General features: G+C 64.0%; 22 protein-coding genes and 2 tRNA genes. 13 read left to right on the top strand and 11 right to left on the bottom strand.

The window, feature by feature from the left end; translation table 11 throughout:
* Positions 1-69 precede the first annotated feature (69 nt).
* Complete coding sequence (gene dhaL / locus DVU_RS04640) at positions 70-702, top strand: dihydroxyacetone kinase subunit DhaL (RefSeq protein ID WP_010938279.1); 633 nt, start codon at positions 70-72, stop codon at positions 700-702.
* A 3-nt stretch (positions 703-705) separates the two neighbouring features.
* Entirely contained in the window at positions 706-3,270 is a 2,565-nt protein-coding gene (gene ptsP, locus DVU_RS04645; RefSeq protein WP_010938280.1) for a phosphoenolpyruvate--protein phosphotransferase, read from the top strand.
* Positions 3,271-3,307: 37 nt separating this feature from the next.
* Here the strand turns inward: ptsP and DVU_RS04650 are convergent, their stop codons facing one another.
* The 4 genes from DVU_RS04650 to DVU_RS04665 all read right to left on the bottom strand — a co-directional run bounded on the left by DVU_RS04650 (position 3,308) and on the right by DVU_RS04665 (position 6,235).
* Positions 3,308-3,967: a histidinol phosphate phosphatase domain-containing protein gene (locus DVU_RS04650; protein ID WP_010938281.1), complete on the bottom strand. Its 660-nt coding sequence runs from the start codon at positions 3,965-3,967 to the stop codon at positions 3,308-3,310.
* 1 nt (position 3,968) lies between these two features.
* Positions 3,969-4,514 (bottom strand): bifunctional nuclease family protein, encoded by a 546-nt coding sequence (locus DVU_RS04655; RefSeq protein WP_010938282.1) that lies wholly within the window; start codon positions 4,512-4,514, stop codon positions 3,969-3,971.
* Complete coding sequence (miaB, locus tag DVU_RS04660) at positions 4,508-5,857, bottom strand: tRNA (N6-isopentenyl adenosine(37)-C2)-methylthiotransferase MiaB (protein ID WP_010938283.1); 1,350 nt, start codon at positions 5,855-5,857, stop codon at positions 4,508-4,510. The genes DVU_RS04655 and miaB overlap by 7 nt, the downstream gene beginning before the upstream one ends.
* Before the next feature lie 132 nt (positions 5,858-5,989).
* Positions 5,990-6,235 (bottom strand): hypothetical protein, encoded by a 246-nt coding sequence (locus tag DVU_RS04665; protein ID WP_011792600.1) that lies wholly within the window; start codon positions 6,233-6,235, stop codon positions 5,990-5,992.
* Between the two features lie 191 nt (positions 6,236-6,426).
* Between DVU_RS04665 and DVU_RS04670 the strand changes: the two genes are divergently transcribed.
* Entirely contained in the window at positions 6,427-6,630 is a 204-nt protein-coding gene (locus DVU_RS04670; RefSeq protein WP_010938286.1) for a heavy-metal-associated domain-containing protein, read from the top strand.
* 457 nt (positions 6,631-7,087) lie between these two features.
* Here the strand turns inward: DVU_RS04670 and DVU_RS04675 are convergent, their stop codons facing one another.
* Together DVU_RS04675 and cutA are read right to left on the bottom strand one after the other, a co-directional pair.
* Positions 7,088-8,014, bottom strand: coding sequence for a carbohydrate kinase family protein (locus tag DVU_RS04675; protein WP_010938287.1), 927 nt, complete (start codon positions 8,012-8,014; stop codon positions 7,088-7,090).
* Positions 8,015-8,023: 9 nt separating this feature from the next.
* Positions 8,024-8,335: a divalent-cation tolerance protein CutA gene (gene cutA / locus DVU_RS04680; RefSeq protein ID WP_223294592.1), complete on the bottom strand. Its 312-nt coding sequence runs from the start codon at positions 8,333-8,335 to the stop codon at positions 8,024-8,026.
* Between the two features lie 243 nt (positions 8,336-8,578).
* Here cutA and nth point away from each other — a divergent pair, with 243 nt between their 5' ends.
* From nth to DVU_RS04700, 4 genes are all read left to right on the top strand, one after another.
* A complete protein-coding gene (gene nth / locus DVU_RS04685) occupies positions 8,579-9,436 on the top strand; it encodes an endonuclease III (RefSeq protein WP_010938289.1) in 858 nt (285 codons plus the stop codon).
* Entirely contained in the window at positions 9,433-10,251 is an 819-nt protein-coding gene (locus DVU_RS04690; RefSeq protein WP_010938290.1) for a ribonuclease H-like domain-containing protein, read from the top strand. Before nth ends, DVU_RS04690 begins: the two co-directional genes overlap by 4 nt.
* Before the next feature lie 187 nt (positions 10,252-10,438).
* Complete coding sequence (locus tag DVU_RS04695) at positions 10,439-11,401, top strand: chemotaxis protein (protein ID WP_010938291.1); 963 nt, start codon at positions 10,439-10,441, stop codon at positions 11,399-11,401.
* A gap of 78 nt (positions 11,402-11,479) precedes the next feature.
* Positions 11,480-12,202 carry a hypothetical protein gene (locus DVU_RS04700; RefSeq protein WP_010938292.1) on the top strand — a complete coding sequence of 241 codons (723 nt, stop codon included), beginning with the start codon at positions 11,480-11,482 and terminating at the stop codon, positions 12,200-12,202.
* 272 nt (positions 12,203-12,474) lie between these two features.
* Here DVU_RS04700 and DVU_RS04705 read toward each other — a convergent pair whose 3' ends face one another.
* Complete coding sequence (locus DVU_RS04705) at positions 12,475-12,726, bottom strand: FmdB family zinc ribbon protein (RefSeq protein ID WP_014524300.1); 252 nt, start codon at positions 12,724-12,726, stop codon at positions 12,475-12,477.
* A 167-nt stretch (positions 12,727-12,893) separates the two neighbouring features.
* Between DVU_RS04705 and DVU_RS04710 the strand changes: the two genes are divergently transcribed.
* Entirely contained in the window at positions 12,894-13,481 is a 588-nt protein-coding gene (locus tag DVU_RS04710; RefSeq protein WP_010938294.1) for a DJ-1/PfpI family protein, read from the top strand.
* Between the two features lie 212 nt (positions 13,482-13,693).
* Here the strand turns inward: DVU_RS04710 and DVU_RS04715 are convergent, their stop codons facing one another.
* Entirely contained in the window at positions 13,694-14,569 is an 876-nt protein-coding gene (locus DVU_RS04715; protein WP_010938295.1) for a phosphodiester glycosidase family protein, read from the bottom strand.
* A gap of 400 nt (positions 14,570-14,969) precedes the next feature.
* On the opposite strand from DVU_RS04715, the gene metF reads away from it, so the two are divergent.
* Together metF and DVU_RS04725 are read left to right on the top strand one after the other, a co-directional pair.
* Positions 14,970-15,845 (top strand): methylenetetrahydrofolate reductase [NAD(P)H], encoded by an 876-nt coding sequence (gene metF, locus DVU_RS04720; RefSeq protein ID WP_010938296.1) that lies wholly within the window; start codon positions 14,970-14,972, stop codon positions 15,843-15,845.
* A 523-nt stretch (positions 15,846-16,368) separates the two neighbouring features.
* Complete coding sequence (locus DVU_RS04725) at positions 16,369-17,424, top strand: glycosyltransferase family 9 protein (RefSeq protein WP_010938297.1); 1,056 nt, start codon at positions 16,369-16,371, stop codon at positions 17,422-17,424.
* A gap of 175 nt (positions 17,425-17,599) precedes the next feature.
* Here DVU_RS04725 and DVU_RS04730 read toward each other — a convergent pair.
* Both DVU_RS04730 and DVU_RS04735 read right to left on the bottom strand, forming a co-directional pair.
* Positions 17,600-17,675: transfer RNA gene (locus tag DVU_RS04730), tRNA-Lys, on the bottom strand.
* A 191-nt stretch (positions 17,676-17,866) separates the two neighbouring features.
* Positions 17,867-17,942: transfer RNA gene (locus DVU_RS04735), tRNA-Lys, on the bottom strand.
* 236 nt (positions 17,943-18,178) lie between these two features.
* Here DVU_RS04735 and DVU_RS04740 point away from each other — a divergent pair.
* Entirely contained in the window at positions 18,179-20,194 is a 2,016-nt protein-coding gene (locus DVU_RS04740) for a protein-disulfide reductase DsbD family protein (RefSeq protein ID WP_223295143.1), read from the top strand.
* A 110-nt stretch (positions 20,195-20,304) separates the two neighbouring features.
* Here DVU_RS04740 and DVU_RS04745 read toward each other — a convergent pair whose 3' ends face one another.
* Positions 20,305-21,528, bottom strand: a complete 1,224-nt coding sequence (locus tag DVU_RS04745) for a M24 family metallopeptidase (RefSeq protein ID WP_010938299.1) — start codon at positions 21,526-21,528, stop codon at positions 20,305-20,307.
* A gap of 127 nt (positions 21,529-21,655) precedes the next feature.
* On the opposite strand from DVU_RS04745, the gene DVU_RS04750 reads away from it, so the two are divergent.
* Complete coding sequence (locus DVU_RS04750) at positions 21,656-22,078, top strand: CoA-binding protein (protein ID WP_014524302.1); 423 nt, start codon at positions 21,656-21,658, stop codon at positions 22,076-22,078.
* Positions 22,075-22,530 (top strand): YkgJ family cysteine cluster protein, encoded by a 456-nt coding sequence (locus DVU_RS04755; RefSeq protein ID WP_010938301.1) that lies wholly within the window; start codon positions 22,075-22,077, stop codon positions 22,528-22,530. Before DVU_RS04750 ends, DVU_RS04755 begins: the two co-directional genes overlap by 4 nt.

The following is a 22,530-nucleotide window of genomic DNA, read 5'->3' on the forward strand; positions in this document are numbered from 1 at the left end:
TCGGTTCGCCTTCCTGCTGCGGGGCGCGCTACTTGCGCGTCCGCAAGCTCTCCATCATGAGGATGTTCCATGCAACTCACACGAAAGCATGTTCTGACCTGGCTCGCCCGACTGGGCGATATCATGCGTGAAAACAAGGCCTATCTGACCGACCTCGACGCCGCCATCGGTGACGCCGACCATGGCATCAACATGGATCGCGGGTTCGGCAAGGTGCAGGAGAAGCTGGCTGCCTTCGAGGACAAGGATATCGGAGCCATTCTCAAGGACACGGGCATGGTGTTGCTCTCCTCTGTGGGGGGGGCCAGCGGCCCTCTGTACGGCACCTTCTTCATGAAAGCGGGGCTTGCCGTGGCGGGCAAGGACACGCTGGATGCCACGGAAACCCTGACCATGCTCGAAGCCGGGGTTGCGGGTCTGGTCTCGCGTGGGCGGCCCGTCCTGCAGGACAAGACCATGTACGATGCGTGGGCCCCTGCCCTCGATGCCTTCCGTGCCGCCCTCGGCAAGGGCGATGACCTCGCACTGGCGCTTGACGCCGCAGTGGACGCCGCCGGAGAGGGGATGCGGGCCACCATTCCCATGCAGGCTCGCAAGGGCCGGGCAAGCTATCTGGGCGAGCGCAGCATCGGCCATCAGGACCCCGGTGCCACATCCACCGTGTTCATGCTCACGGCGTTGCGCGACGTGGTACGGGGGTAGGGGATGGTCGGCATCGTCGTCGTCACGCATAGCGCGGTGTTGGGGCAGGGTCTCAGGGAACTGGCTGAGCAGATGACACAGGGCCGAGTGCCGCTGGCTGTGGCCGGAGGCATCGACGACCCCGACCATCCGATAGGAACCGACCCCGTGCGGGTGATGACCGCCATCGAGGAGGTGCAACAGGGCGACGGCGTGCTTGTGCTGATGGACCTTGGCAGCGCCCTCATGAGCGCGGAGACGGCCCTCGACCTTCTGCCGCCGGAGGTGGCCTCTCAGGTACGACTCAGTGCCGCGCCACTGGTGGAGGGGCTCATGGCGGCCGCTGTCCTCGCCTCGACCGGGGCCGACCTTGGAGCCGTGGCGGAGGAGGCGCAGAGCGCGCTGGCGGCGAAGCGCGAACTGCTCGGTGCGGCGGCCCCCGCAGCCCCGGCGATGCCTTCAGCGCATCCGGAAGGGGCACGGGATTCCACAGTGCCCTCGTCGGCAATGCCCGCTGGCGAGGAACTCACGCTGGTGGTTCCCAACAGGCTCGGCTTGCATGCGCGTCCGGCTGCACGCATCGTCACTGCACTGGGGCCGTTTGCCGCAGACGTGCAACTGGTGCGGGGCGACCGCGTCGTCTCCGCGCGTTCGGTGAACCGCATCGCGACGCTGGCCGTGCGTGGCGGTGAGACCGTGACCTTCAGGGCCGTGGGTGGCGATGCCGCCCTCGCCCTGCGAGCCATCGAAGCTCTTGCGGCAGCTCATTTCGGCGATGCGCCTGAAGCCCCGTCCAAAGGGGAGGCCCCGTCCCCGGCGGAGGCGCCGAAGGATGGGGACATGGCAGAGGCCGCCGTATCTGCCGATGTTCAAGGTGGAGGCGTCCTGCGCGGGGCCGCCGCATCTCCGGGGCTGACCGTCGGAAACGCGGTATGGTACCGGCCCGCCTTCGATGCCCCGGATGTCGCGCCCCTTGCGGACGACCCGGCGACCGAGGTCACCCGTCTGGATGCGGCCCTCGGCGCGGCGCGCACCGAACTGGTCGAACTCGAACGCCGCACAGTTGCCGCAGCCGGTCGGAAAGAGGCCGAGATATTCGCCATGCACCGGTTGCTGCTCGACGATGTCACCATCGCCGGGGCGGCGCGTCAGCGCATAATGGACAGGCGCGAGGCAGCCGAATCCGCATGGTATGAAGTGATCAGCGATGCAGCGGCGACCTTCCGGCAACTTCCCGAAGGCTACATGCGTGAACGTGAGGCCGACATGGTGGATGTGGGCGCCCGCGTACTGCGCCTGCTGACCGGGGTTGCAGCGGTCGGCCCCCGTCTTGGCGGCCCTTCGGTGCTGCTGGCCACCGACCTTGGTCCTTCGGATATGGCGACCCTAGACCCCTCGCTGGTCATCGGCATCGTCACGGTGCAAGGCGGGGCCACTTCCCATGCCGCCATCCTCGCCCGGTCACTGGGCATCCCTGCCGTGGCAGGGCTGGGGCCAGCACTGCAGGGGGTGGGCGAGGGCGACATCGTGGCCCTCGATGGCGGCACCGGCGACGTCTGGGTGAATCCTGCACCGGGTGTGCGGGCCGCCGTCGAAGCCCGTCGTGACGCATGGCTTGCAGGGCGCGAAGCGGCCCTCGCTGGTGCGGCTGCGCCCGCAGTCACCGCCGACGGCCGTGCTGTGCACATACTCGCCAACATCGGTTCTTCCGCAGATGCCGGTGCGGCACTCAAGAACGGCGCAGAGGGCGTGGGGCTCTTCCGGACGGAGTTCCTGTTTCTCGACCGGACATCCCCCCCCGGCGAGGAGGAACAGCTGACAGCCTACGTGACCGCCGCGGCAGCCATGCAGGGCCGCCCTGTGGTGGTGCGCACGCTCGATATCGGCGGCGATAAACCGGTGTCCTATCTTGAAGGCTTCGCCACCGGCGAGGACAATCCCTTTCTCGGGCTGCGAGGCATACGTTTCTGCCTTGAGCGGAAACCGCTTTTCATGACCCAGCTGCGTGCGCTCTTGCGTGCTGCCGCCGTCCATCCGCTGAAGGTCATGTTCCCCATGGTGGCGCACCCCGGCGAACTCGCCGCTGCGAAGGCGTTGCTGGATGAAGCCCGTGCGACACTCGACGCGGAAGGCATGCCGCATGGCCAGCTTGATGTGGGTATCATGATCGAGGTGCCCGCGGCGGTGGCCCTTGCCGACCAGCTGGCACGTGACGCCGCCTTCTTCAGCATAGGCACCAACGACCTCGCCCAGTATGTCATGGCGGCGGACAGGGGGAACGCCTCTGTGGCGGCCCTGTCGGATGCGTTGCATCCTGCCGTGTTGCGCATGGTGCGTGACACGGTGCGGGCGGGGCATGCTGCGGGCATTCCCGTGGCGATATGCGGTGAGCTTGGGGGCAACCCGGAGGCCATTCCCCTGCTGGTGGGACTTGAGCTTGATGAACTGAGCATGAACGGCCCCGCCATCCCACGTGCCAAGGAAGTGGTGCGTGGGTGCGATACAGGCACGTGCGCGGTTCTGGCCGACCGCGCCATGGCGTTGCCCGATGCCGCGGCCGTGCGGCGGCTACTGCAGGGTGGTTCGTGACGCCGCGCTGGTGAACGCGGGATGACCTGCCGCGGCCCTAGCGGACTTCGCGCAGCAGCCTGCCCAGCAATGTGCGGCTTTCGGCTTCTGCGGCGGTCACCTCTGCGGTGGTCAGCCCCGCCCCCAGTGCCACGGCAAGGCGGTGGTCGGGGTTCACGAAATCACGGGAGTGGTGGGCGTCGTTGTTGATGACGCACCTGACGCCGTGCCTTCGCGCCGCCATGGCGACATGCCCGTTGGTGAGGGCGTGTCCGGGACGGGTCGTGATTTCAAAGCGCACGCCGCGTTCGGCGGCATAGGCGGCATCCTCGTCACTGACGAGTCCGGGGTGGGCCAGGATGTCGACACCACCTTCGATGGCGGCAAGGTTGGTGCCGGTTTCGACGGCATCGCTGATGGTCTCGCCGTGCACCAGCACAAGCTGCGCGCCCATGGCGCGTGCCTCGCGCACGGCTTCGGGGATGAGGGCAGGGGGCACGTGTGTGAGTTCCACACCCGCGAATACCTCGATGCCCGCGTAGAGTGAGTACTTGCGGGCCAGCGGCAGGGTCTGGCGCAGGATGAGGTCCATGTTGGCATGGTCGGCGTGGTCGGTGAGTGCCACGGCGCGATACCCGGCCATCTTGGCGTGGCGCACGGCCACGGCGGGGGTCATGGTGCTGTCGCTGAACGTGGTGTGGACGTGGAAGTCGATCATCCTACATCCTGTACTTGGTCTCTGGGTCGAGCGACTGCAACAGGTCTGACAGTTCCTTCTCGTCGGGTTCGTCGAGCTGTTCGCGTGTCATGCCCAGTGTCGTGTCGCCGGGGGCCCGCAGCACGGCGCTATCATCCTGCATGGGGCGCATACGGTCCTCGGCGGCGCGGCGGAGCACATCTTCGCGCACGAGGATTGGCACCCCGGCGCGCAGGGCGAGGGCGATGCCGTCCGACGGGCGGCAGTCCACACGCGCCTGACGTCCCCCCGCGATGAGCACGAGTTCGGCGAAGTAGGTTCCCTCGCGCAAATCCACAAGGTCGACCGCCACAAGTTCGGCCCGCAGCGCGTGCAGTGTGTGCAGCAGGAGGTCGTGCGTGAGGGGGCGCGGCACGTCGACGTTGTTGAGCGCCAGCGAAATGGCCATGGCCTCCATCGCACCTATCCAGATGGGAAGCAGTTCGTCCGACTCCTCGCGCCGCAGCACGAGGATGGGAGCCTTGGTCGACTCGTCGAGCGAAAGACCGACGACTTTCATTTCTACCATGGCGCACCTGCCTGCTCCGCGAGGAGCGAATGCTTCTTGGCCTGCGCGACGACGACGGGCAAGAACCTTCCACGCACGTCCGACCCTTGCGGCAGCGCGACGTTGACCAGGTTTCCGTAGGGGTCGCGGCCCTGCCAGCTGTCGCCTTCGTCGCCCGGTTTGCGGCTCATCCCTTCGAGGAGTACCTCGACCTTCCTTCCTACCATGTCTTGCAGGCATCGTTCCGTCAATCTGTTCTGAAGTGTCTGCAACCGTTCGAGCCGTTCGAGTTTGACCTCGCGGGACAGCTTGTCGGGCAGCATCTCGGCGCGTGTACCGGGCCTGTCGGAGTAGCAGAACGAGTACGAGGCGGCGTAGCCCACCGTCTCGAGTGCGTCCATGGTCTCCATGAAGTCCTCTTCCGTCTCACCGGGGAAGCCCACGATGATGTCGCTGGAGAGCACGATGTCGGGTCGTGCGGCACGCAGGTCGTCCACGATGCGCAGGTACCGTGCCATGTCGTAGCGCCGCCCCATGAGCTTGAGGATGCGGTCCGACCCTGCCTGTAGTGGCAGATGCAGCCGGGGGCACAGGTTGGGCAGCGTGCCGAAGGCTTCGACCACCTCGGGGGCGATGTCCTTGGGGTGCGGGGTGACGAAGCGCAGGCGCTCCAGCCCCGGTAGCGCGGCGACCTTGTGCAACAGTTGCGCGAACGTGGTGCCGTCGCCGTGGCTATCCTGCCCGAACGAGTTCACGTTCTGGCCCAGCAGGGTTATCTCTCTCGCGCCCCTGTCGAGAAGGGCGCGGCATTCGTCAAGGATGGTGCCTGTGGCGCGCGACTTCTGCCTGCCGCGTGTGTAGGGCACGATGCAGTAGGCGCAGAAGTTGTCGCACCCCTGCATGATATTGACGAAGACCGATGCGGGCACGGCCCCCTGCCCGAGGACTGCGTCGCGTTCCGGGTAGTCCTCGGAAAAGTCGAGCAGCGAGAGTTTGAGGTCGGGTTCCTCGACAAGGCGGTCGAGGGCTTGCGGGGCCATGGCGAGTCCGTCGGTGCCGAAGACGAGCCGCACTTGCGGAAAACGGCTGAAAAAGCCCGAACCTATCTGCTGCGCCACGCAACCGCCCACCGCGACGAAGGCGTCGGGCTTCTTGCTTGTGGCTTGCCTGATGCGGCCCAGCAGGCTGTAGACCTTCTGTTCGGGCTTGTCGCGTACGGAACAGGTGTTGACGATGGTCAGTCTCGCCTCACCGAAGGGGGCAGGTGAGAAGCCGCGCTCCATGAGGGCGCGGGCGAGCCAGTCCGAGTCGTTGACGTTCATCTGGCAGCCGAACGTCTCTATGTGGAATGTGCGGTCGTGCATGGGGGGTATCGTGTCGGCTTGCGCGCTGGCGCGGAGTGTGTTGCGGGGGACTGTGCTGCGGTGCCTGTCTGGCCGTGGCATTCGGGCCGTGTGCTCCCGGACGTCACGTCGGCAGCCGTGCCGCCCGTTGCGCTATCGGTTGTCGGTGCCGTTCTCTCTGGCTTCACGTGTGTCGGCTTCGGCCTTGTCCTTGGCCGCTTCGAGTCGGGCATGGTCACCCGCGAGAAAGAAGAGGGCAACGGGGGCGGCTAGGCACAGGGTGAACCAGAGCAGGACATTGCGTTTCTGGCGCGCGGCGAGAACGCCGCCCATGCAGCCTGCCCCGAACCATATGGCGGACATGATCCAGTAGCCTTTCTGCGTGAAGTCGAGTTCCATGGGTGCTCCGGTGAGGCCGCAAGGCGGCGTAGGGTGAAGTAAGACATTTGCGCCTGTCAGGCAAGGCGGCGCGGGTGGCGCGGCACTTCGCCAGCCCATTGCGCTCTTGATAACGGGGCGATACGGGTTATAAGGTAGCATGACATCAGGATTGTCAGCCACAAGGTATCAGCCATTCCAAGGAGGCGACCATGAAGAAGTACAAGGTGCGTGGCATGCAGTCCCCCGACTGCGTGGCCACCGTATCGCAGAGCATCCGCACGGCCACGGGCGAGGAGCAGGTGAACATCAATCTCGCCACCGGAGAAATCACATACGGCCCCAATGCATGCGTCGACCCCACCATCCTGCGTGAGGCCGTGGAGAAGGCGGGGTATTCGCTCGAAGAGGAATAGCCTGCCGCGGAGTGACGTTCGCCGGAGAGATGCTGGCTGGCAGACGAAGATGACAGACCCCGGTCACGGCATGTTCAGGTCGTGGAAGGGTGCCATGCGGAGTCTGCCGGTAGCCGTATGGGCTGTCCGGTCGGGCTGCCGGGCCGGACTGTCCGACAGGGGGAGACTGACCGGGGATTGCCCGTCTGGTACTGCCACTCGTTGTGCCGTCAGGTTCCGGTTGCCCCTGTGTGGCAGTCCATATGTGGCGGTCTGGCGAGTTCGTCGTTTTAACGGAGTACGCCCTTGGCACATACGCCCTGACGTACGCTTGGCGTCATGCCCGCGAACAGCCTGCGCCAGCCCGCGGGCCTGTCAGACGCGAGACTCCGTTCCGGGTTCGTCGAAGACCGGGGGCCACCTCATGGGTGGCCCCCGTCATGTGTGTCATTGCATGGTCGGTGCGACGGGATGCGGACTACGCGCCGAAGGCCCCTTCATGGCGTGCCTTGAAGGCCTCGGCGGTGAAGACGTGCTCCTGCGTGCCGTATTCCTCGACGCAGAAGCTGGCGCAGGTGGCCCCCAGACGCGCTGCACCCAGCACGTCAAGACCGTCCACAAGCCCTTTCAGGATCCCGGCGCGGTAGGCGTCTCCCGCTCCGGTCGGGTCGAGCACCCGTGTGGCCTTCACAGCGGGCACCATGACGGGTGCGCCGTTGTCGATGCGCGACCCGTTCTCGCCCAGCGTGGTGATGATGTAGCCGGTGTGCTCCAGCAGTTCGGCCTTGCTGCGGCCCGTGGCCTTCATGATGAGTTCGAGTTCGTAATCGTTGGTCACCAGCATGTGCGAGCCGTGGATGGCTTCGAGCATCTTCTCGCCCGTGAGCGCGGTGATCTGCTGCCCGGGGTCGAAGATGTAGCGGATGCCCTTTTCGCGGTAGAGCGCGGGCAGGGCGATCATGTCGTCGAGGTTGCCGGGAGAGACGATGGCGACGTCGGCCTCGGGGGTGGCGTGGGGAAAGCCGTACCCGCACGGAACGCTCATGGCCCCGGGGTTGAAGCCGGTGATCTGGTTGTCGCCCTGGTCGGTGGTGATGTACGCCCCGGCGGTGAACATGTTGTCGCAGCGGTTGATGCCCTCGAACGAGAGCCCGAGCGACATGAGCACCTGTTCGTAACGGTCGAAGTCCTTGCCCACCGAAGAGAGGATGATGGACTTCTCATCCATCAGCGCGAGGTTGTAGGCGATGTTGCCCGCTGTGCCTCCGCGCTTCTCGTCGAGCCTGTCGATGAGGAAGCACACGTTCAGGTTGTGTATCTTGTCAGGCAGGATATGGTCGGAGAACTTGCCGGGAAAGTTCATGATCCGGTCATAGGCGAGGGAACCGGAGATATAGATGGACATGGAGGCTCCTTAGCGGGTTTCGGCGTGTATCCAGTCGAGAAAGTCGGGGTTGCCCGTGGTGACGGGCAGCACGACGATGCAGGGAACGTCATAGCTGTGCATGGAGCGTACCGCGCCAATGAGGTCTTGCACCCGGTCATCAGCAGTCTTGGCGATGAGTGCCACTTCGGTGGCCTTCTCCACTGCGCCCTCCCATCGATAGACGGAACGGATAGGGCCGAGGACGTTGACACAGGCCGCGAGTCGCCGTTCCACGAGTGCGGCGGCGATGGCGTCGGCCTCATCGGGGCCGGAAGCGGTGATGTAGACCATGGAAGGCATGGGGCTTCTCCCGTTGTCCTTGCGCGGTGCGTCCTGCATAGCGCAACGTGCGGGCGAGGGCAACGTGCCCATGGCGTGGGACTTCCCGCATCCGCGTCGCACAGGAGTGGCGCATTCCGCCGGGGGCATGGGGTATGTTCCTGCTTCAGCTAGACAGACGCGGGAATGTGCTGCGGGGACGTGCCTTGCCGAGGGCCTTCGGCTGTGTCATACGATGCCGATTCCCGTAACCGGAGACGTGCCATGCCTTTGCCTTCCGTACAGCAACGCGCGTTGCAGGTGCTCGACCTCTTGCGCAGACGCTACCCGACCCCGGCCACGCATCTTGTGGCCCGCAATCCCTGGGAACTGCTGGTTGCGACCGTGCTTGCAGCCCAGTGCACCGACGAACGTGTGAACAAGGTCACCCCGCACCTGTTCGCCCTGTGGCCCGACCCCGCCGCGCTGGCATGTGCCACGCAGGAGGCGCTTGAGGAGGTCATCCATTCCACGGGGTTCTATCGTAACAAGGCGAAGAACCTGCTGGGGGCGGCCCGGCGTGTCACCGAGGTGCACGGGGGCGAGGTGCCGCGAACCATGGATGAACTGGTGCAGTTGCCCGGTGTGGCACGCAAGACCGCCAATGTCGTGCTCTGGGGGGGCTTCGGCGTCAACGAGGGCATCGCCGTCGACACGCATGTGAAGCGCATCGTGCACCGTATGGGGCTCACGAAGGAGACCGACCCGGTGGCGGTCGAACGTGACCTGATGCGTCTCTACCCGCGCGAAGCGTGGGGTGACGTCAACCACATGCTGGTGTGGTTCGGGCGTCATGTGTGCGACGCACGAAAGCCCTTGTGCGAACAGTGCGAGATGGCTGGTATCTGCGCGAAGGTCGGCGTGGGCAAGGAGGATGCGCCCGCCGCCCCCCGGAAGGGGCGCAAGCCCGGTGCCGTGGCGGCGAAGTCCGGGCGTTCCGGTACCAGGGGGCGCAAGACGGCATCGACGAAGGACGCAGGAGAGGATGCCGCGCGGGCGGCAGCATCCGCCGGGCAGGCGCACGAGACCGGGACGAAGCCGGTGCGCGGGCGTCGCGGCAAGTCCGGTGGAGGCGACGCATGATACGCTCGACGTTCAGGCATCTGCCCGGCGTAGGGCCGGGAAAGGAGGCCCGCCTCTGGCAGGAGGGCTGCCTCACGTGGGACGACGCGCTTGCGCGGGGACGCCTGTCATGCCGTGGCGGTGGCGGGGCAGCTGCACACCTCGAAGAGTCGAAGGCACGCCACGAGGCCGGGGATGCGCAATGGTTCGGCGAACGTCTGGCCCCTGCGGAACAATGGCGGCTCTTCTCTGCCTACCGGCATAGCGTTGCCTATGTGGACATCGAGACCACGGGCATGGCGTGGCCGATGGCGCACATCACATCCATCGCCCTCTACGACGGTGTCACCGTGCGTACCTATGTGCATGGTGAGAACCTTGAGGCGTTCGCCGACGACATCCTGCCCTACCGCCTGCTGGTCACCTTCAACGGGCGTTCCTTCGATGCCCCGTTCATCGAACGGTCGTTCGGCATCCGGCTACGGATGGCCCACCTCGACCTTCGGCCCGTGCTGCGGGCGGCGGGCTATACCGGCGGACTCAAGCGCATCGAGCATTCGCTGGGCATGGGGCGCGGCGACCTTGAAGGCGTGGACGGTTTCACCGCCGTGTTGCTCTGGCAACACTACGAGCGTACCGGGGACGTGCGGGCCCTAGAGACACTGCTCGCTTATAATGTGGAAGACGTTCTTTCGCTGGAACAGCTGGCGGTCTTTGCGTACAATAGACATCTGGCGGAGTTGCCCCCCCTGCCGGTCGCTACGCTGCCGCAGTGCGGGTGCGCACACAATCCGTGGAACGCACATCCCGAAGTGCTTGCCCGTCTGACGAGATGACGTGCATCCATGCCGGGGTCTGCACAGTGCGGGCCATGTGCGCCGGGGCCGCTTCAGGATGCGGAGCGGCGGAAGTCCATTCACGGGCGGGGCGTCGCGTCCAGCCTCATTCGCCTGCAACCTGACAGCCTGTGTTCCCTGATGCGGGCGGTTCACGACATTCAAGGCACCACGTTACGGAGTCAGCATGAGCCAGACAAACATCCTTCTCGAATCCGGCACCAACGAGCTTGAAATCATCGAGTTCTACATCGATGAGCAGGCGTCGGACGGCTCGACCTATCGCGGCTACTACGGCATGAACGTGGCGAAGGTGCTCGAGATCATACGTCGCCCCACCATCACGGGGGTTCCCAGCAAGCACCATCCGGCGGCACTGGGCACATTCAACCTGCGCGGCAAGGTGCTACCCCTTGTCGATCTCGCCCTGTGGCTTGGCAAGTCGCTCACGTCCAGTGATGCGCTCAAGGTCATCGTCTCCGAATTCAGCGGAGTGGTGACGGCGTTTCTCGTGTCGGGTGTCACGCGCATCCATCGGCTCAGCTGGAGTCAGGTCGAGGCCCCCGGCAGACACGTGCAGAGTTACAGCAGCGATTCCATCACCGGGGTCGTGCGTTTCGAGGACCGTATCGTCTTCATTCTCGACATGGAGAAGATCATCACCTCCATGGACCCCAATCTCGACATGGGCAAGAAGGGCGAGAAGGCCATCGGCACACAGGTGCCGTCCGGCGAACCCGACCATGTTCTCATCGCCGATGATTCGGCCTCCATACGGAACATGATCGGCAACACGCTCGAGAAGGCGGGCTACCGTGTGACGCGTACCGCCAGCGGGCGCGAGGCGTGGAACGTGCTACTCGGCTACCGGCGTGATGCAGAAGAGCGCAAGGTGCCGGTCAACGACATCGTGCAGCTTGTCATCTCCGACATCGAAATGCCCGAGATGGACGGTCATACGCTTACGAGGAACATCAAGGACGACAGCATACTGCAGCGTCTTCCCGTGGTGCTGTTCTCGTCGCTCATCACAGATGCCCTGCGGCATAAGGGCGAATCGGTCGGGGCCGATGACCAGATTTCCAAACCCGACCTGCCCATGCTGACGGAACGTGTGGCGGGGCTCATCGCCAAGACACGCGGGCGGTAGCCTTCGTCTTGCACGCGGCCCTGCATCCCTCTCGTGTCGTGCTGAGGTGGGGCGGTGCTGTCGTGTCGGGAGTGTCCTATGTCATACCATCATCCCAACTATCATGAGACGGCCGGGGCGGGGCGGTGCCTGTCCGGCAGGGTGTGTCTCAGCATCCTGCTGCTAGTGGCATTCGTGACATCAGGTCTCGTTGCCGGGTGTTCGAGTACGCCCGTGCCCGTCAAATTTGCCGGACAGGAGCAACGCACCCTGCGCAGTGTGCAGCACTGGCGTGCACTGGCGGACGAGGTCGCTGGCGAGGTCGCCAAGGCCATGGACGACCTCATGTACACGGGGCTGGTCAGTCGGCCCATCCATGTGGTGCGGCATGGCGGCACGGCTTTCGGTCTGTTCTTCCACGACCTCGTCCAGACGGCACTGGTGCGTCGGGGGTTGCAGGTCTCGCGCGAGGCCGAGGCGGACTCGATGTACCTCGACTACGATGTGCGCATGGTACTCCATGACGGCAGGTACGCTTCGGTGCTTGGCCCCGTCGACGCCGGGCTTCCGGCGGGACTGGGGGCCGTTGCCCTCTCGCTGGTCGCAGACCCGTACGACTCCCGGTCGCGTAACGAGGTGCTGGTGGTCTCCTCTCTCTGGTACAATAACAGGTATATTCTCAAGAGTGCCGACCCGTTCTATATCCATGATGCGGACTGGCAGTTCTATCGTAACGGACAGCCGCAGGGCGGTTCCGCTTCTCCGGCACTGGTCGATGTGCATGTGCAGGGGACGCAACGTCGGGCGGTGCAGCCCGATTGAGATACCCTCGAACCAGCGTCTGAATGCCAAAACGCCGTCTCCGGTTCCGGAGACGGCGTTTTCATGTGCAGCGGGGTGTTGCGTCTGGGCGTTGCATCTTCATGGATGCACGTGCGGTATCCTGCCAGACCCTGCGTGCACCGGGGCGGGACTCGCACGCCGGAGGATGCATGACGCATCCCCGAGGCTCATGCGGGGGCGCCCGTCTCCTTGCCGAAAGACGCAAGACGTGTGGTTGCCCTGTTGCAGTCCCGCGCGCAGGCGGTCTCGGGTCAGCCGAGGGTGGTGCTGCCGCCGCAGCCGCCGCACGAACCGCCGGGGCAACCTCCGCCGGGGCGGGAAGGCGGCATGGGGCGCACGGGGCCGACCTTGAAAGGCGGGGCACCGGTCTTGAGACTGGGGGCCGACATCTGCCGTGCGGTATCGTCGCTGCCGCAACCGGGGCAGGGCACGGTCGCCTCGCTTCCGGCTATTTCTTCAAAGTCCTTGCCGCAGGCGTTGCAGTGGTATTCGAACATGGGCATGTGGCTGTCACCTCATAGTAAGGACAGAGACGTTCCATTGTGCTACGTAATGACCGGACCCTGCGGATTGCCGCAGGGCGGTGCCTCCGCAACGGGCGGTTGGCACTGGAGTTGTAGCCATCGCAGACCGGTGTGGCAAGATGCCGCATCCTATTCAGGAGACCATCATGGCTGTGAAGAAGATACTGATGCTCGCAGGTGACTTCGTCGAAGACTACGAAATCATGGTTCCTTTTCAGATGCTGCTCATGGTGGGGCATCAGGTCGATGTCGTGTGCCCCGGCAAGAAGGCTGGCGACTTCGTGGCGACCGCCATCCACGATTTCGAGGGATTCCAGACCTACACCGAGAAGCGCGGACATAATTTCACCCTCAATGCCGACTTCGACAAGGTGGACACGGCAGCCTATGACGCGCTTGTCGTGCCGGGGGGGCGTGCCCCCGAATATATCCGCCTCGACCCGAGAGTCCTTGAAATCGTGAAGGAGATGGCAGCGGCGGGCAAGCCCATCGCATCGGTCTGCCACGGGCAGCAGGTGCTTGTGGCAGCTGGCGTGCTCAAGGGCCGTACCTGCACCGCGTACCCGGCCGTGCGTCCCGACGTGGAGGCGACAGGCGGCAGATGGTGCGAAGTGAATGCCACCTTCACCAATGCCTGCGTCGACGGCAACATCGTCACCGCCCCGGCGTGGCCCGCCCATCCGGAGTGGATACGTAAATTCCTCGACGTGCTCGGTACGCGCATCGAAGCCTGATCATCAACAGGAAACGCCCCCTGCGGATGCGTCGACGACGGCGCATCCGCAGGGGGCAGACAGCTGTCCTCTACGCGCCGTGGCTGTCCCGGAGTAGCCGGTGTGTGGTCCCAGTCCTTGGTGGGATGCCCGGTGATGGCACCAGAGGGTGGCATCCGCGGTCGCGCGCAGGTATTGCCCGGCAGCCGTGTCCGGAGTGGGCTCTATAGCCGTCAGGGTTGCGGCGTGGGGGGTAGTTGCGGAAAGTCGAAGAGGGTGCGAGGGCACGTCTCAGGACGCTTGCGCGCCCCCAGGATGTTGGGCAGCGGCGCTTCGGCGTTGCCCGTTCCCCAGAAGTCGGCCCTGTGCCGGCCCATCCAGATGCGGGTCTGCGACTGGCTATGCAGCAGAAGCCCGGCCTGCGGGCCGCCTTCGACGTACATGACGTCGTGGATGTCGAGGGGTAGCGCCAGAAGCATGGACGCGAAGGCATGGGCTGTCATGGGTTCGCGGCAGTGCAGGAACAGAATGGCCCCGCTTCCGTCCTGTCCCACGGCTGCAATGGAGTATTCAGGGCCTCCTTGAGGCCAGAGGATGCGTCTGTTCGTGCTGATGAGCCGGTAGTTCTGTACCACCATATTGTAGTGGGGCAGGCGTTCGGCCCACGGGTCGATGGTACGGTCGAGAAGGTCGGCCTGTGGCAGGGTAGGGTCGTCGGGGGCGGCCACGAAGAACGAGCCGAATTTGGTCGTGACGCGCGGGTTGTTGACGTGTTCGCCCGCTTTGAGAAAGCCGGTACTCGTCCGCACATCGGGCAGGTACATGCTGGAGTTGATAGCCGCACCAAGGTTCAGCTTCTCTGCCCATGCCCCCAGTGAGAGAGGGTAGCCGCCTTCGCCCGTCGCCGTGTGCAGCGAGAAATCCCAGAGATTGGGGTCGATGCGCAACGCCACCAGCACGGTCGGGCCCTCCGCCGTGTCGGGATGTGAGAAGACGGCTATCTGTAATCCGGTCTCGACCTCACTCCATGGCCCGGCGTGGGCGGAGGGCGATGCGAATTGCAGAAGCAGTGCGATGAGGGCCAGAGTGGCCAGACATTTTCCGTGCATAAGACTCCGGTCGGGCGACCTGCCGCATAGTAGGCGAAAGGGGCTGCCGAAGCAACGCATGGCCTGTGACCTCTCCATCTTCAGCGGCTTCATGTTTCGCGTATGTCTCCATGAGAGACGCCGTGGTATATATTCTGCGATAACAGGATCTTGCGTGTTGTATTAGGAGAAGCGCACTCTGTGCGACATGGTGTCTGTCGTTGATGCCGATGTGAGTCTATGCGTTGATGGGGGCGACGAGTGGGGACGTGTGAGAGGCCGGAGATATCGAGGGATGTTTTTTGAAGCAACGAACTAAAAACAGTATATTGACATATCAATCTATCTTGATATATGAAGAGGCATCGTAACGCCATGCGCCGCCACGCGGTGCGCACCAGCATATAGCGAGGGAGAGAACGTGAAGATCGCCGAAGCCATTGAACGTCAGAGTCGCCCATTCTACTCGCTGGAGTTCTTTCCGCCCAAGGAACGCGAACAGTGGCCTGCGTTCTTCGCCACCGTCGAGCGGCTCAAGGCCATGGACCCTGTCTTCGCCTCGGTGACCTATGGAGCGGGGGGGGGCACACAGGACAATACGCTCGATATCACCGCCCATCTCAAGAATGCCCTCGGACTCGAACCCATGGCGCATCTCACCTGCGTGGGGGCCACGCGTGAACGCATCGCCGGTTTTCTTGCAAGATTGCGTGAACAGGGGGTCGAGAACGTTCTCGCCTTGCGTGGCGACCCGCCGCGTGGGCAACAGGTGGACTGGGAAACTGCGGAGTTCCGGTATGCATCCGACCTTGTACGTTTTGTGCGGAACGAGTTCCCGGAATTCGGCATCGGCGTGGCGGGCTACCCGGCAGCGCATCCCGAGTCGGTGAGTTTCTCGCAGGATATCGCACACACCTGCCAGAAGATTCACGCCGGTGCGGATTTCGTCGTGACGCAACTTTTCTTCGATGTGCGTGAGTATTTCGCCTTCATCGAACGCCTCAAGGAGTGCGGGGTGGAGAAACCCGTGCTGCCGGGCATTCTCCCCATCCAGAGTCTCGAATCCATCAAACGTATTCTGGCCTTGTGCGGGGCGAACATCCCCGGAAAGCTGTACCTTGAGCTTGAAGAAGCCGACGCGCGCGGGGGCGCAGAGGCCGTGCGCGAGGCGGGCATAGCCTTTGCCGTGCGTCAGATTCGTTCTCTGATAGATGGCGGCGCCCCCGGCATCCATCTGTACACGCTGAACAAGGCGGACATGTGCCTTCAGATTCGTGACGCGGTGGGAGCACTATAAGTGGAGTCGACGGCGCCCCGGTCTGCATACCTGCCGGGGCGTCGTCTTTTACTTTCACACGCAGTAATCTTGACAGACAAACGATCTTCTCATATTTTCAGCACTGGTTGCTTGATCAAACGGTACACGGTAGCACAACCGTGCTTCACTACCGCAGAGGCCGTGCCTCGCCAGCTACGGAACCCCGGCAATGGTTCGCCGCGGAGAGGGCAAAGTTCCGTAGCAATGACTGGTGACCATGAAGCCCCCCTGACGGAAACGTCGGGGGGGCTTTCTGCTGTCGCCGTAGGCGTGCAGCAGTCGGTGAAGTGAGCAGGCAGGGTTCACCCCTGCCGTGAGCGAACGTGCGCCGTGCCTTTCCGCCCGGCGGCTTGCCGCCGCTGGCGGCGCGAACCCCTGCACGGGTTCGTAATGGATAGGGCGCCTCCTCCCTTCCGGCGTGCTGGACAGGATGATGTCCCGACGTTATCAGAAAGCGCGGTGTCATGCTTGCCGCGCAGACTCATCCCTACCCCGGAGAATCATGACTTCGATCGTCCTGCCCGAAGGTGGTGTGCGGCGCATCCTCGTCTGCCAGTTGAGGCAGATAGGCGACGTCCTCCTCGCCACTCCGGCCCTTACCCTTCTTCGTCGGCGCTTTCCCGAGGCCGAAATCCATGTCCTCACCGAGTCCAAGTGCGTCTCCATGCTGGATGGCAATCCAGATGTGGATGTGGTCTGGCCTCTCGACAAGAAACGGCTCAGTTCCTTTTTCGCCGAAGTGGCATGGTATCGTGAGGTGGCCGGGCAGGGGTTCGACATCGTGGTCGACTTCCAGCAATTGCCGCGTACCCGTTGGGTCGTCGCCTTCTCTGGCGCTCCGGTGAGGCTCAGCTTCACGCCTCCGTGGTACAACCGCTGGCTTTACACGCACTGGGTGAAGCCGCGCGACGGCTATGCGGCCATGTCCAAGGCCAGTGTCCTTGAGCCGCTTGGCATACGGTGGGACGGTGAACGCCCGCGCCTGTGGCTGCGCCCTGAAGAGCGTGCGACTGCCCGCGAGATACTGGCATCCGCCGGTCTGGCAGAAGGGCAGAGGCTGGTGACGCTAGACCCGACGCATCGCCGTATCACCCGCCAGTGGCCCGCCCTGCACTACGCCCGGCTTATGGATATCGCCGCGGATAAGGCCCCCGACGTACGCTTCTTGCCTTTCTGGGGGCCGGGAGAAGAGGCTGACATCCGGAGAATGGTCGCTGCGTGCCGTGCAGACGGCAACGTCCTGCTGCCGGACAGGATGCTGACGCTGCGCGAGATGGCGGCGTGCATCGCGGAAGCGGACATGCATCTGGGCAACTGTTCGGCCCCGAGGCATATCGCGGTGGCGGTGGATACCCCGACGTGCGTCGTGCTTGGGGCGACAGGCACCGCATGGACGTTCCCTTCACCCGAACATATCGATGTCGCCGCGCGCCTCGCCTGCCAGCCGTGCAACCGCAATACGTGTGATACGCTGCAATGCCTGCGCGACCTTGCCCCTGAGCATGTCTTCGAGGTCGCCATGGCGCATCTCGACCGCTTCGGCAAGCGGCGCGATTGACCGTATCGTATGATGCTCGTCACTTTCTGGTGATACAAGGCCCCTGGGGAATGTCCTCAGGGGCCTTTTGCATGTGATGGAAGAATGCATGGCTACTGCGATCAAGGCGGGATCGTTCACTTTTCTATGGAACGCAAAAACCCGCAGTATCACTACTGCGGGTTTGCACTCGTTCTGGTGGGCCATCAGGGACTCGAACCCCGAACCAACTGATTAAGAGTCAGCTGCTCTACCAATTGAGCTAATGACCCGTGCCTCGTGGCGGAGACGGTATCTACGCTCAACGGGTGTGAGGGTCAACAGGTTTTTTTGCGATTCCCGAAAAAAGTTGAAGAAGGGGGGAGGCACCAGCATCGTCTCAGGGGTGCACGTCTCCGTCATATCAGGCAGCCGGAAACGAAGAAGCCCCACAGTGTTTCCACTGCGGGGCGTACTTGCAAGCTGGTGGGCCATCAGGGACTCGAACCCCGAACCAACTGATTAAGAGTCAGCTGCTCTACCAATTGAGCTAATGACCCGTGCCGTTCGGCGAAGACGGAACCTAGTCGCCTCGGTCTGTGAAGTCAACATTTTTTTTGCCCGTGGTGCGAAAAAAACGTATCGTCACCTGATGCGACACCAAACCAGAGTTTCAAACATCGCAATATCCTGTGTTCTTGCCGCGTTTCTCCTGCTCCTGCCGGGGCTCGTTCCGGTGTTGGTACCGTGGGCCACACTTGATGGGGGCGCCCTTTCCGCGCACGCTGCCGAGCCTGTGACGTTCTCGACTGAACTGGCGCATGATCGCGAGACGGCGGGTGGCATCATCGTGCTGTGGATCGACCCCGCACCGGAATACCACGCCTACGCGCATGAGCCGGGGGTGGATACGCGGCCCACCGTGGTAAGTGTCCATGACCGGAGTGGGACGCCTCTCGACCTGCCGGTGCTCTATATGCCGGGCGAACCGCTCGACGACCCCTTCACCCCCGGCAGGATCGTCAATGCCTATGGGCCGAAGACTCCGGTCTTCGTTAAGGTTCCGGCACTGCTCGCTGGCGGCGACGTCATCGTGCGGACATCGCTCCTTCTCTGTTCCGACCGTAACTGCCAACCTGTGCGGCATGACATCGTCGTGACCTTGCCCGGCGAAGGCGCATTCGCGGCGTTACCCGATGCCGCGTCGCGTCCATGGCGCGGCAAGCTGGCGCAAGCGGTACCCGGAAGACCCGTCGCCGGGGCGGTCGCCCCCGGCATGACCGGAACGCCGAGCGCTGGCGCGGTAGGCGATGGGGCAGCAATCGGGATGGGCGGCGTTACGCCCACGCCTCGTGATGCAGCCCCCGGAACAGGGGGCTCCCTTCCCTTCCCGTCCTCTACCGGAGTCGATACCACGGCAACTGCCGGCAACGTGGCACGTGGAGAAGAAGAGCAGGCGCAGAAGGCTGTCTCTGGTATCGTGTCTGTCTCTCCCGAAGGAACGTCGTCCGGCGTCGCCGTCTCCCGTTCTGTTTCCGGTGCCGCGCAGGAATCACCCGCGTGGTCTTTCGCACCCCGCTATTTCGCGCCCGAACTTGAAGTCTCCGGTCTTGGCAAGGCCTTGCTGCTTGGCCTTCTGGCTGGGCTCATCCTCAATGTCATGCCGTGCGTATTGCCTGTCATCAGTCTGAAGTTGAGCGGGTTCATCGCCACGTCCGGTGCGCCGGGTGACGAGGGGGTGCGCCGAAGGGCTTTCCGGGAGCACAACCTGTTCTTTGCCGCAGGCATCCTCGTGTGGTTCGTGGTGCTGGCGGGTATTCTCGCCGTGGCAGGGCTTGCATGGGGGCAGTTGTTCCAGCGGCCGGGAGTGCTTTTCGGACTGACGCTGGTGGTCTTCACGCTTGGCCTGTCCATGTTCGGCGTGTTCTCGCTGCCTGTTCTCGACCTCAAGGCAGGCACCACCGGAAGCCCCCGCGCCCAGGCGTTCATGACCGGAGTGGTCGCCACGCTGCTAGCGACCCCTTGCAGCGGCCCGCTTCTCGGCGGCGTGCTGGGGTGGGCCTTTCGGCAGCCCTCGTCAGTGCTGGCACTGGTATTCGCCTTTGTGGGACTTGGAATGGCGTCGCCCTACCTGCTGATGGCAGCGCGTCCCGGCCTTGTGCGGTTCTTTCCCCGACCGGGAGCATGGACGGGTGTGATGGAACAGGTGGTGGGCTTCTTTCTGATGGCGACATCCGTCTACCTGCTCACCATCCTGCCTGCCGCCTTGCTCTTGCCCATGCTGGTCACCTTGCTGGTTGCCGCGTTCGCGGCGTGGCTGTGGGGCACATGGGCGGGGCCGGGGGCCTCGTCGGTGCAGCGCATTGCGGTGCGGTGCGTCGCGGTCGCACTGGTGGGCATGACGGTTGCGTGGGCACTGTCACCGCCTGCCGATGAAGCCCGGTGGGAGCCCTTCGAGGCGACGGCCTTTCGTGATATGCTCGGTCGTCAGCCCGTCATCGTCGACTTCACGGCGGACTGGTGCCCCAACTGCAAACTGCTGGAACGTACGACCCTGAACGCCGCCAACATGGCACGATGGCAGAAGGCCTATGGGGCACGTCTCGTGCGGGTCGACCTCACGCGCGACGACCCGGTGGCACAGGCCCTGCTGCATTCGCTGGGCAGCAGCAGCATTCCCGTGGTCGCCCTGTTCCCTACGGGGCTGCTGCGCAATGCACCACTGGTGCTGCGCGACCTCTTCACCGCAGACCAGATGGATGAGGCCCTCGAACGCGCCTTCGGGCCAGCGGGTCAGCCTCTTCAGCCATGAGATGGTTATGACAAGGAAAGGGCCGCACAGGTCGGCCCTTTCTTTTGTCCAGTCTGCCCAATCTGTCCGGAGAGTGCAGGAGGTCCAGCCCGTGGCCCCCGCGCCGTGGTTCATTCGATGCAGACGATGTCGTACTCGTCACCCGTGAGGCAGCGGCCACCGTCTTCCGTCACTTCAAAGGTGTTCTCCACTCCCACCATCCCCACTCCGGGGATGCCCATCTTGGGTTCGATGGCGATGACCATGCCGGTCTGGAGAGGCGCATCGAACCGCCGGGCCAGTACCGGGTGTTCATCCACGGCAAGGCCGATGCCGTGCCCGAGGAACGGTACCTTGTTGCTTCCAATTCCCATGAATCCTTCAGAGAGTCCGTACTCCCCGACGAGTTGCAGGGCGTCCTGATAGATGGCGGAGGGGATGGCGCCGGGGCGCAGGGCTGCGGCTGCGCGGGCCTGCACTTCCATGCACGTCTCGTGGGCGCGCAGCACGGCGTCAGGGATGGAGGCACGCGGACCCGCCCAGTACACTTGCGTCTTGTCGGTATGATAGCCTTCAAGGGTGAAGCCGATGTCCACGGCCAACGGCGTTCCCCTGCGCCATACAGACCCCGCATAGCCCATGTAGGGGACGGCGGGATGTTCGCCTTTGAGCCCCAGCGGGCCGTTGAAGTGGCTGGGGTAGTTCCCGTTCTCTCCGGCGGCCACATGGCCGAGGAATATCTCCTCACCATTGGCGGACATGCGCATCATGCCCGAATGTCCGCGCTCGAAGAAGACCTGCCACGCGAGGTGCGAGACCTCTCGTTCGGTCATGCCGGGGTGTATGCGCTGCGGAAGGGCTTCGTGCAGGCTTTCGTGATGCCTTGCCCCGGCAAGGCGCATCTTGTTTAGTTCCCATGGTGACTTGACGGCCCGCGCGAGGGTTACCGCCATGTCGCCGGGTACGAAAGAAACGCCCTGAAGACGCTGTTGCAGCAGGTTGGCGAGAGACCATGGCAGTCCTCCCATCTCGGCAGCAACCACCCCGCCCAATGGGGAACCTGCTTCGCGTGCGAGTTCGACGATGTCGCCGTAGGAACGGAAGGGGTGCACACGTTCAATGGGGCTTTCAAGCAGAACGCGTTCGATGCCCTTGCGGACGAAGAGCATGGCTTCGCCTTCGCGGGGTAGCCACAGCACGCCGTTACCGAGCGAACCGGTGAGGTAGTAGATGGAGAGTCTGGCAAAGACCAGCAGACCGGAGGCCTCGGGGGCGACGTCTGCGAGGGCCGCACGGCAGCGGCTGTGGCGGCGGCGGACTTCATCGTCGGGAATGCGTTCTGCGGCAGTGAACATGACGTCTCCTGTTCTGGTGGTGTATGCTGGTCTTCTAGCGCGCGGGCGCGGGGGTTAGCAATCGCAGGATTGCGCTCGGCCCCGCCGCAGGATAGACTGCCGCCTTATCCCCGAAATGAGGTTCACTATGCTTTTCGACGATTCGTTGCGTGCGCACCTTGCCGCGACGCGGACCATCGCCGTCATCGGTGCCAAGGACAAGCCCGGCCAGCCTGTCGACGCCGTGGGCCGCTATCTCATTGAGGCAGGCTACGAGGTGCTGCCCGTCCATCCCGTCCGAAAGGGCGTGTGGGGCCTAGAGACATACTCCAGTCTTGCCGATATCACAGTTGCCATCGACCTTGTGGATGTGTTCCGTGCCCCGGAACATTGCCCCGGGCACGCCGCCGAAGTGCTGGCCCTGCCGCACAAGCCGCGTCTCTTCTGGATGCAGCTTGGCATCCGCAGTCCGGAGGCGGGCCGTCTTCTGGCTGGACAGGGTATTGCCGTCGTCGAGGACCTGTGCCTCATGGTAGAACACCGTCGACTTTTTGGTGGAGGAATCCGATGAGCGAGTCGCAGCGTGAAGCCTTCGATTGCCGCATGTGCGGCCACTGTTGCCACGGCGAAGGCGGTATCGTGGTCAGCCCCACCGACCTTGACCGGCTGTGCGGGCACACGGGGTTGAGCCCCGTGGATTTCGCCGCCACCTATTGCGAACAGCGCAACGGCAAGCTCAAGATACGCACGGGCGAAGACCGCAACTGCATCTTCTTCGAGGCAGGGCAGGGATGTTCCGTGCATGAGGCCAAGCCCGACATCTGCCGTGCGTGGCCGTATTTCCGTGGCAACCTTGTCGACCGTGAGAGTCTTGAACTGGCAAAGGACTTCTGCCCCGGCATCCGCCCCGACGTGACGCATGGCGAATTCGCCGCCGCAGGGCGTGCCTATCTCGAATCGCAGGGGTTGGTGGCGCGCGACCGCAGCACTGAGGCCAACGCCCTTGTGCTGGACGACGAATAG

Origin of the sequence: Nitratidesulfovibrio vulgaris str. Hildenborough, assembly GCF_000195755.1 — a bacterium.
Classification (GTDB): Bacteria; Desulfobacterota; Desulfovibrionia; order Desulfovibrionales; family Desulfovibrionaceae; genus Nitratidesulfovibrio; species Nitratidesulfovibrio vulgaris.

What these genes read in the sequence shown, in the direction of transcription:
- DVU_RS04715 (WP_010938295.1), bottom strand. Translation starts at nt 14,569, where the DNA reads ATGCACGGAAAATGTCTGGCCACTCTGGCCCTCATCGCACTGCTTCTG.
- miaB (WP_010938283.1), bottom strand. Translation starts at nt 5,857, where the DNA reads ATGCACGACCGCACATTCCACATAGAGACGTTCGGCTGCCAGATGAAC.
- DVU_RS04705 (WP_014524300.1), bottom strand. Translation starts at nt 12,726, where the DNA reads ATGCCCATGTTCGAATACCACTGCAACGCCTGCGGCAAGGACTTTGAA.
- DVU_RS04695 (WP_010938291.1), top strand. Translation starts at nt 10,439, where the DNA reads ATGAGCCAGACAAACATCCTTCTCGAATCCGGCACCAACGAGCTTGAA.
- ptsP (WP_010938280.1), top strand. Translation starts at nt 706, where the DNA reads ATGGTCGGCATCGTCGTCGTCACGCATAGCGCGGTGTTGGGGCAGGGT.
- DVU_RS04750 (WP_014524302.1), top strand. Translation starts at nt 21,656, where the DNA reads ATGCTTTTCGACGATTCGTTGCGTGCGCACCTTGCCGCGACGCGGACC.
- nth (WP_010938289.1), top strand. Translation starts at nt 8,579, where the DNA reads ATGCCTTTGCCTTCCGTACAGCAACGCGCGTTGCAGGTGCTCGACCTC.
- dhaL (WP_010938279.1), top strand. Translation starts at nt 70, where the DNA reads ATGCAACTCACACGAAAGCATGTTCTGACCTGGCTCGCCCGACTGGGC.
- DVU_RS04675 (WP_010938287.1), bottom strand. Translation starts at nt 8,014, where the DNA reads ATGTCCATCTATATCTCCGGTTCCCTCGCCTATGACCGGATCATGAAC.
- DVU_RS04655 (WP_010938282.1), bottom strand. Translation starts at nt 4,514, where the DNA reads ATGGTAGAAATGAAAGTCGTCGGTCTTTCGCTCGACGAGTCGACCAAG.
- DVU_RS04700 (WP_010938292.1), top strand. Translation starts at nt 11,480, where the DNA reads ATGTCATACCATCATCCCAACTATCATGAGACGGCCGGGGCGGGGCGG.
- cutA (WP_223294592.1), bottom strand. Translation starts at nt 8,335, where the DNA reads ATGCCTTCCATGGTCTACATCACCGCTTCCGGCCCCGATGAGGCCGAC.
- DVU_RS04670 (WP_010938286.1), top strand. Translation starts at nt 6,427, where the DNA reads ATGAAGAAGTACAAGGTGCGTGGCATGCAGTCCCCCGACTGCGTGGCC.
- DVU_RS04665 (WP_011792600.1), bottom strand. Translation starts at nt 6,235, where the DNA reads ATGGAACTCGACTTCACGCAGAAAGGCTACTGGATCATGTCCGCCATA.
- DVU_RS04725 (WP_010938297.1), top strand. Translation starts at nt 16,369, where the DNA reads ATGACTTCGATCGTCCTGCCCGAAGGTGGTGTGCGGCGCATCCTCGTC.
- DVU_RS04690 (WP_010938290.1), top strand. Translation starts at nt 9,433, where the DNA reads ATGATACGCTCGACGTTCAGGCATCTGCCCGGCGTAGGGCCGGGAAAG.
- DVU_RS04745 (WP_010938299.1), bottom strand. Translation starts at nt 21,528, where the DNA reads ATGTTCACTGCCGCAGAACGCATTCCCGACGATGAAGTCCGCCGCCGC.
- DVU_RS04755 (WP_010938301.1), top strand. Translation starts at nt 22,075, where the DNA reads ATGAGCGAGTCGCAGCGTGAAGCCTTCGATTGCCGCATGTGCGGCCAC.
- DVU_RS04710 (WP_010938294.1), top strand. Translation starts at nt 12,894, where the DNA reads ATGGCTGTGAAGAAGATACTGATGCTCGCAGGTGACTTCGTCGAAGAC.
- DVU_RS04650 (WP_010938281.1), bottom strand. Translation starts at nt 3,967, where the DNA reads ATGATCGACTTCCACGTCCACACCACGTTCAGCGACAGCACCATGACC.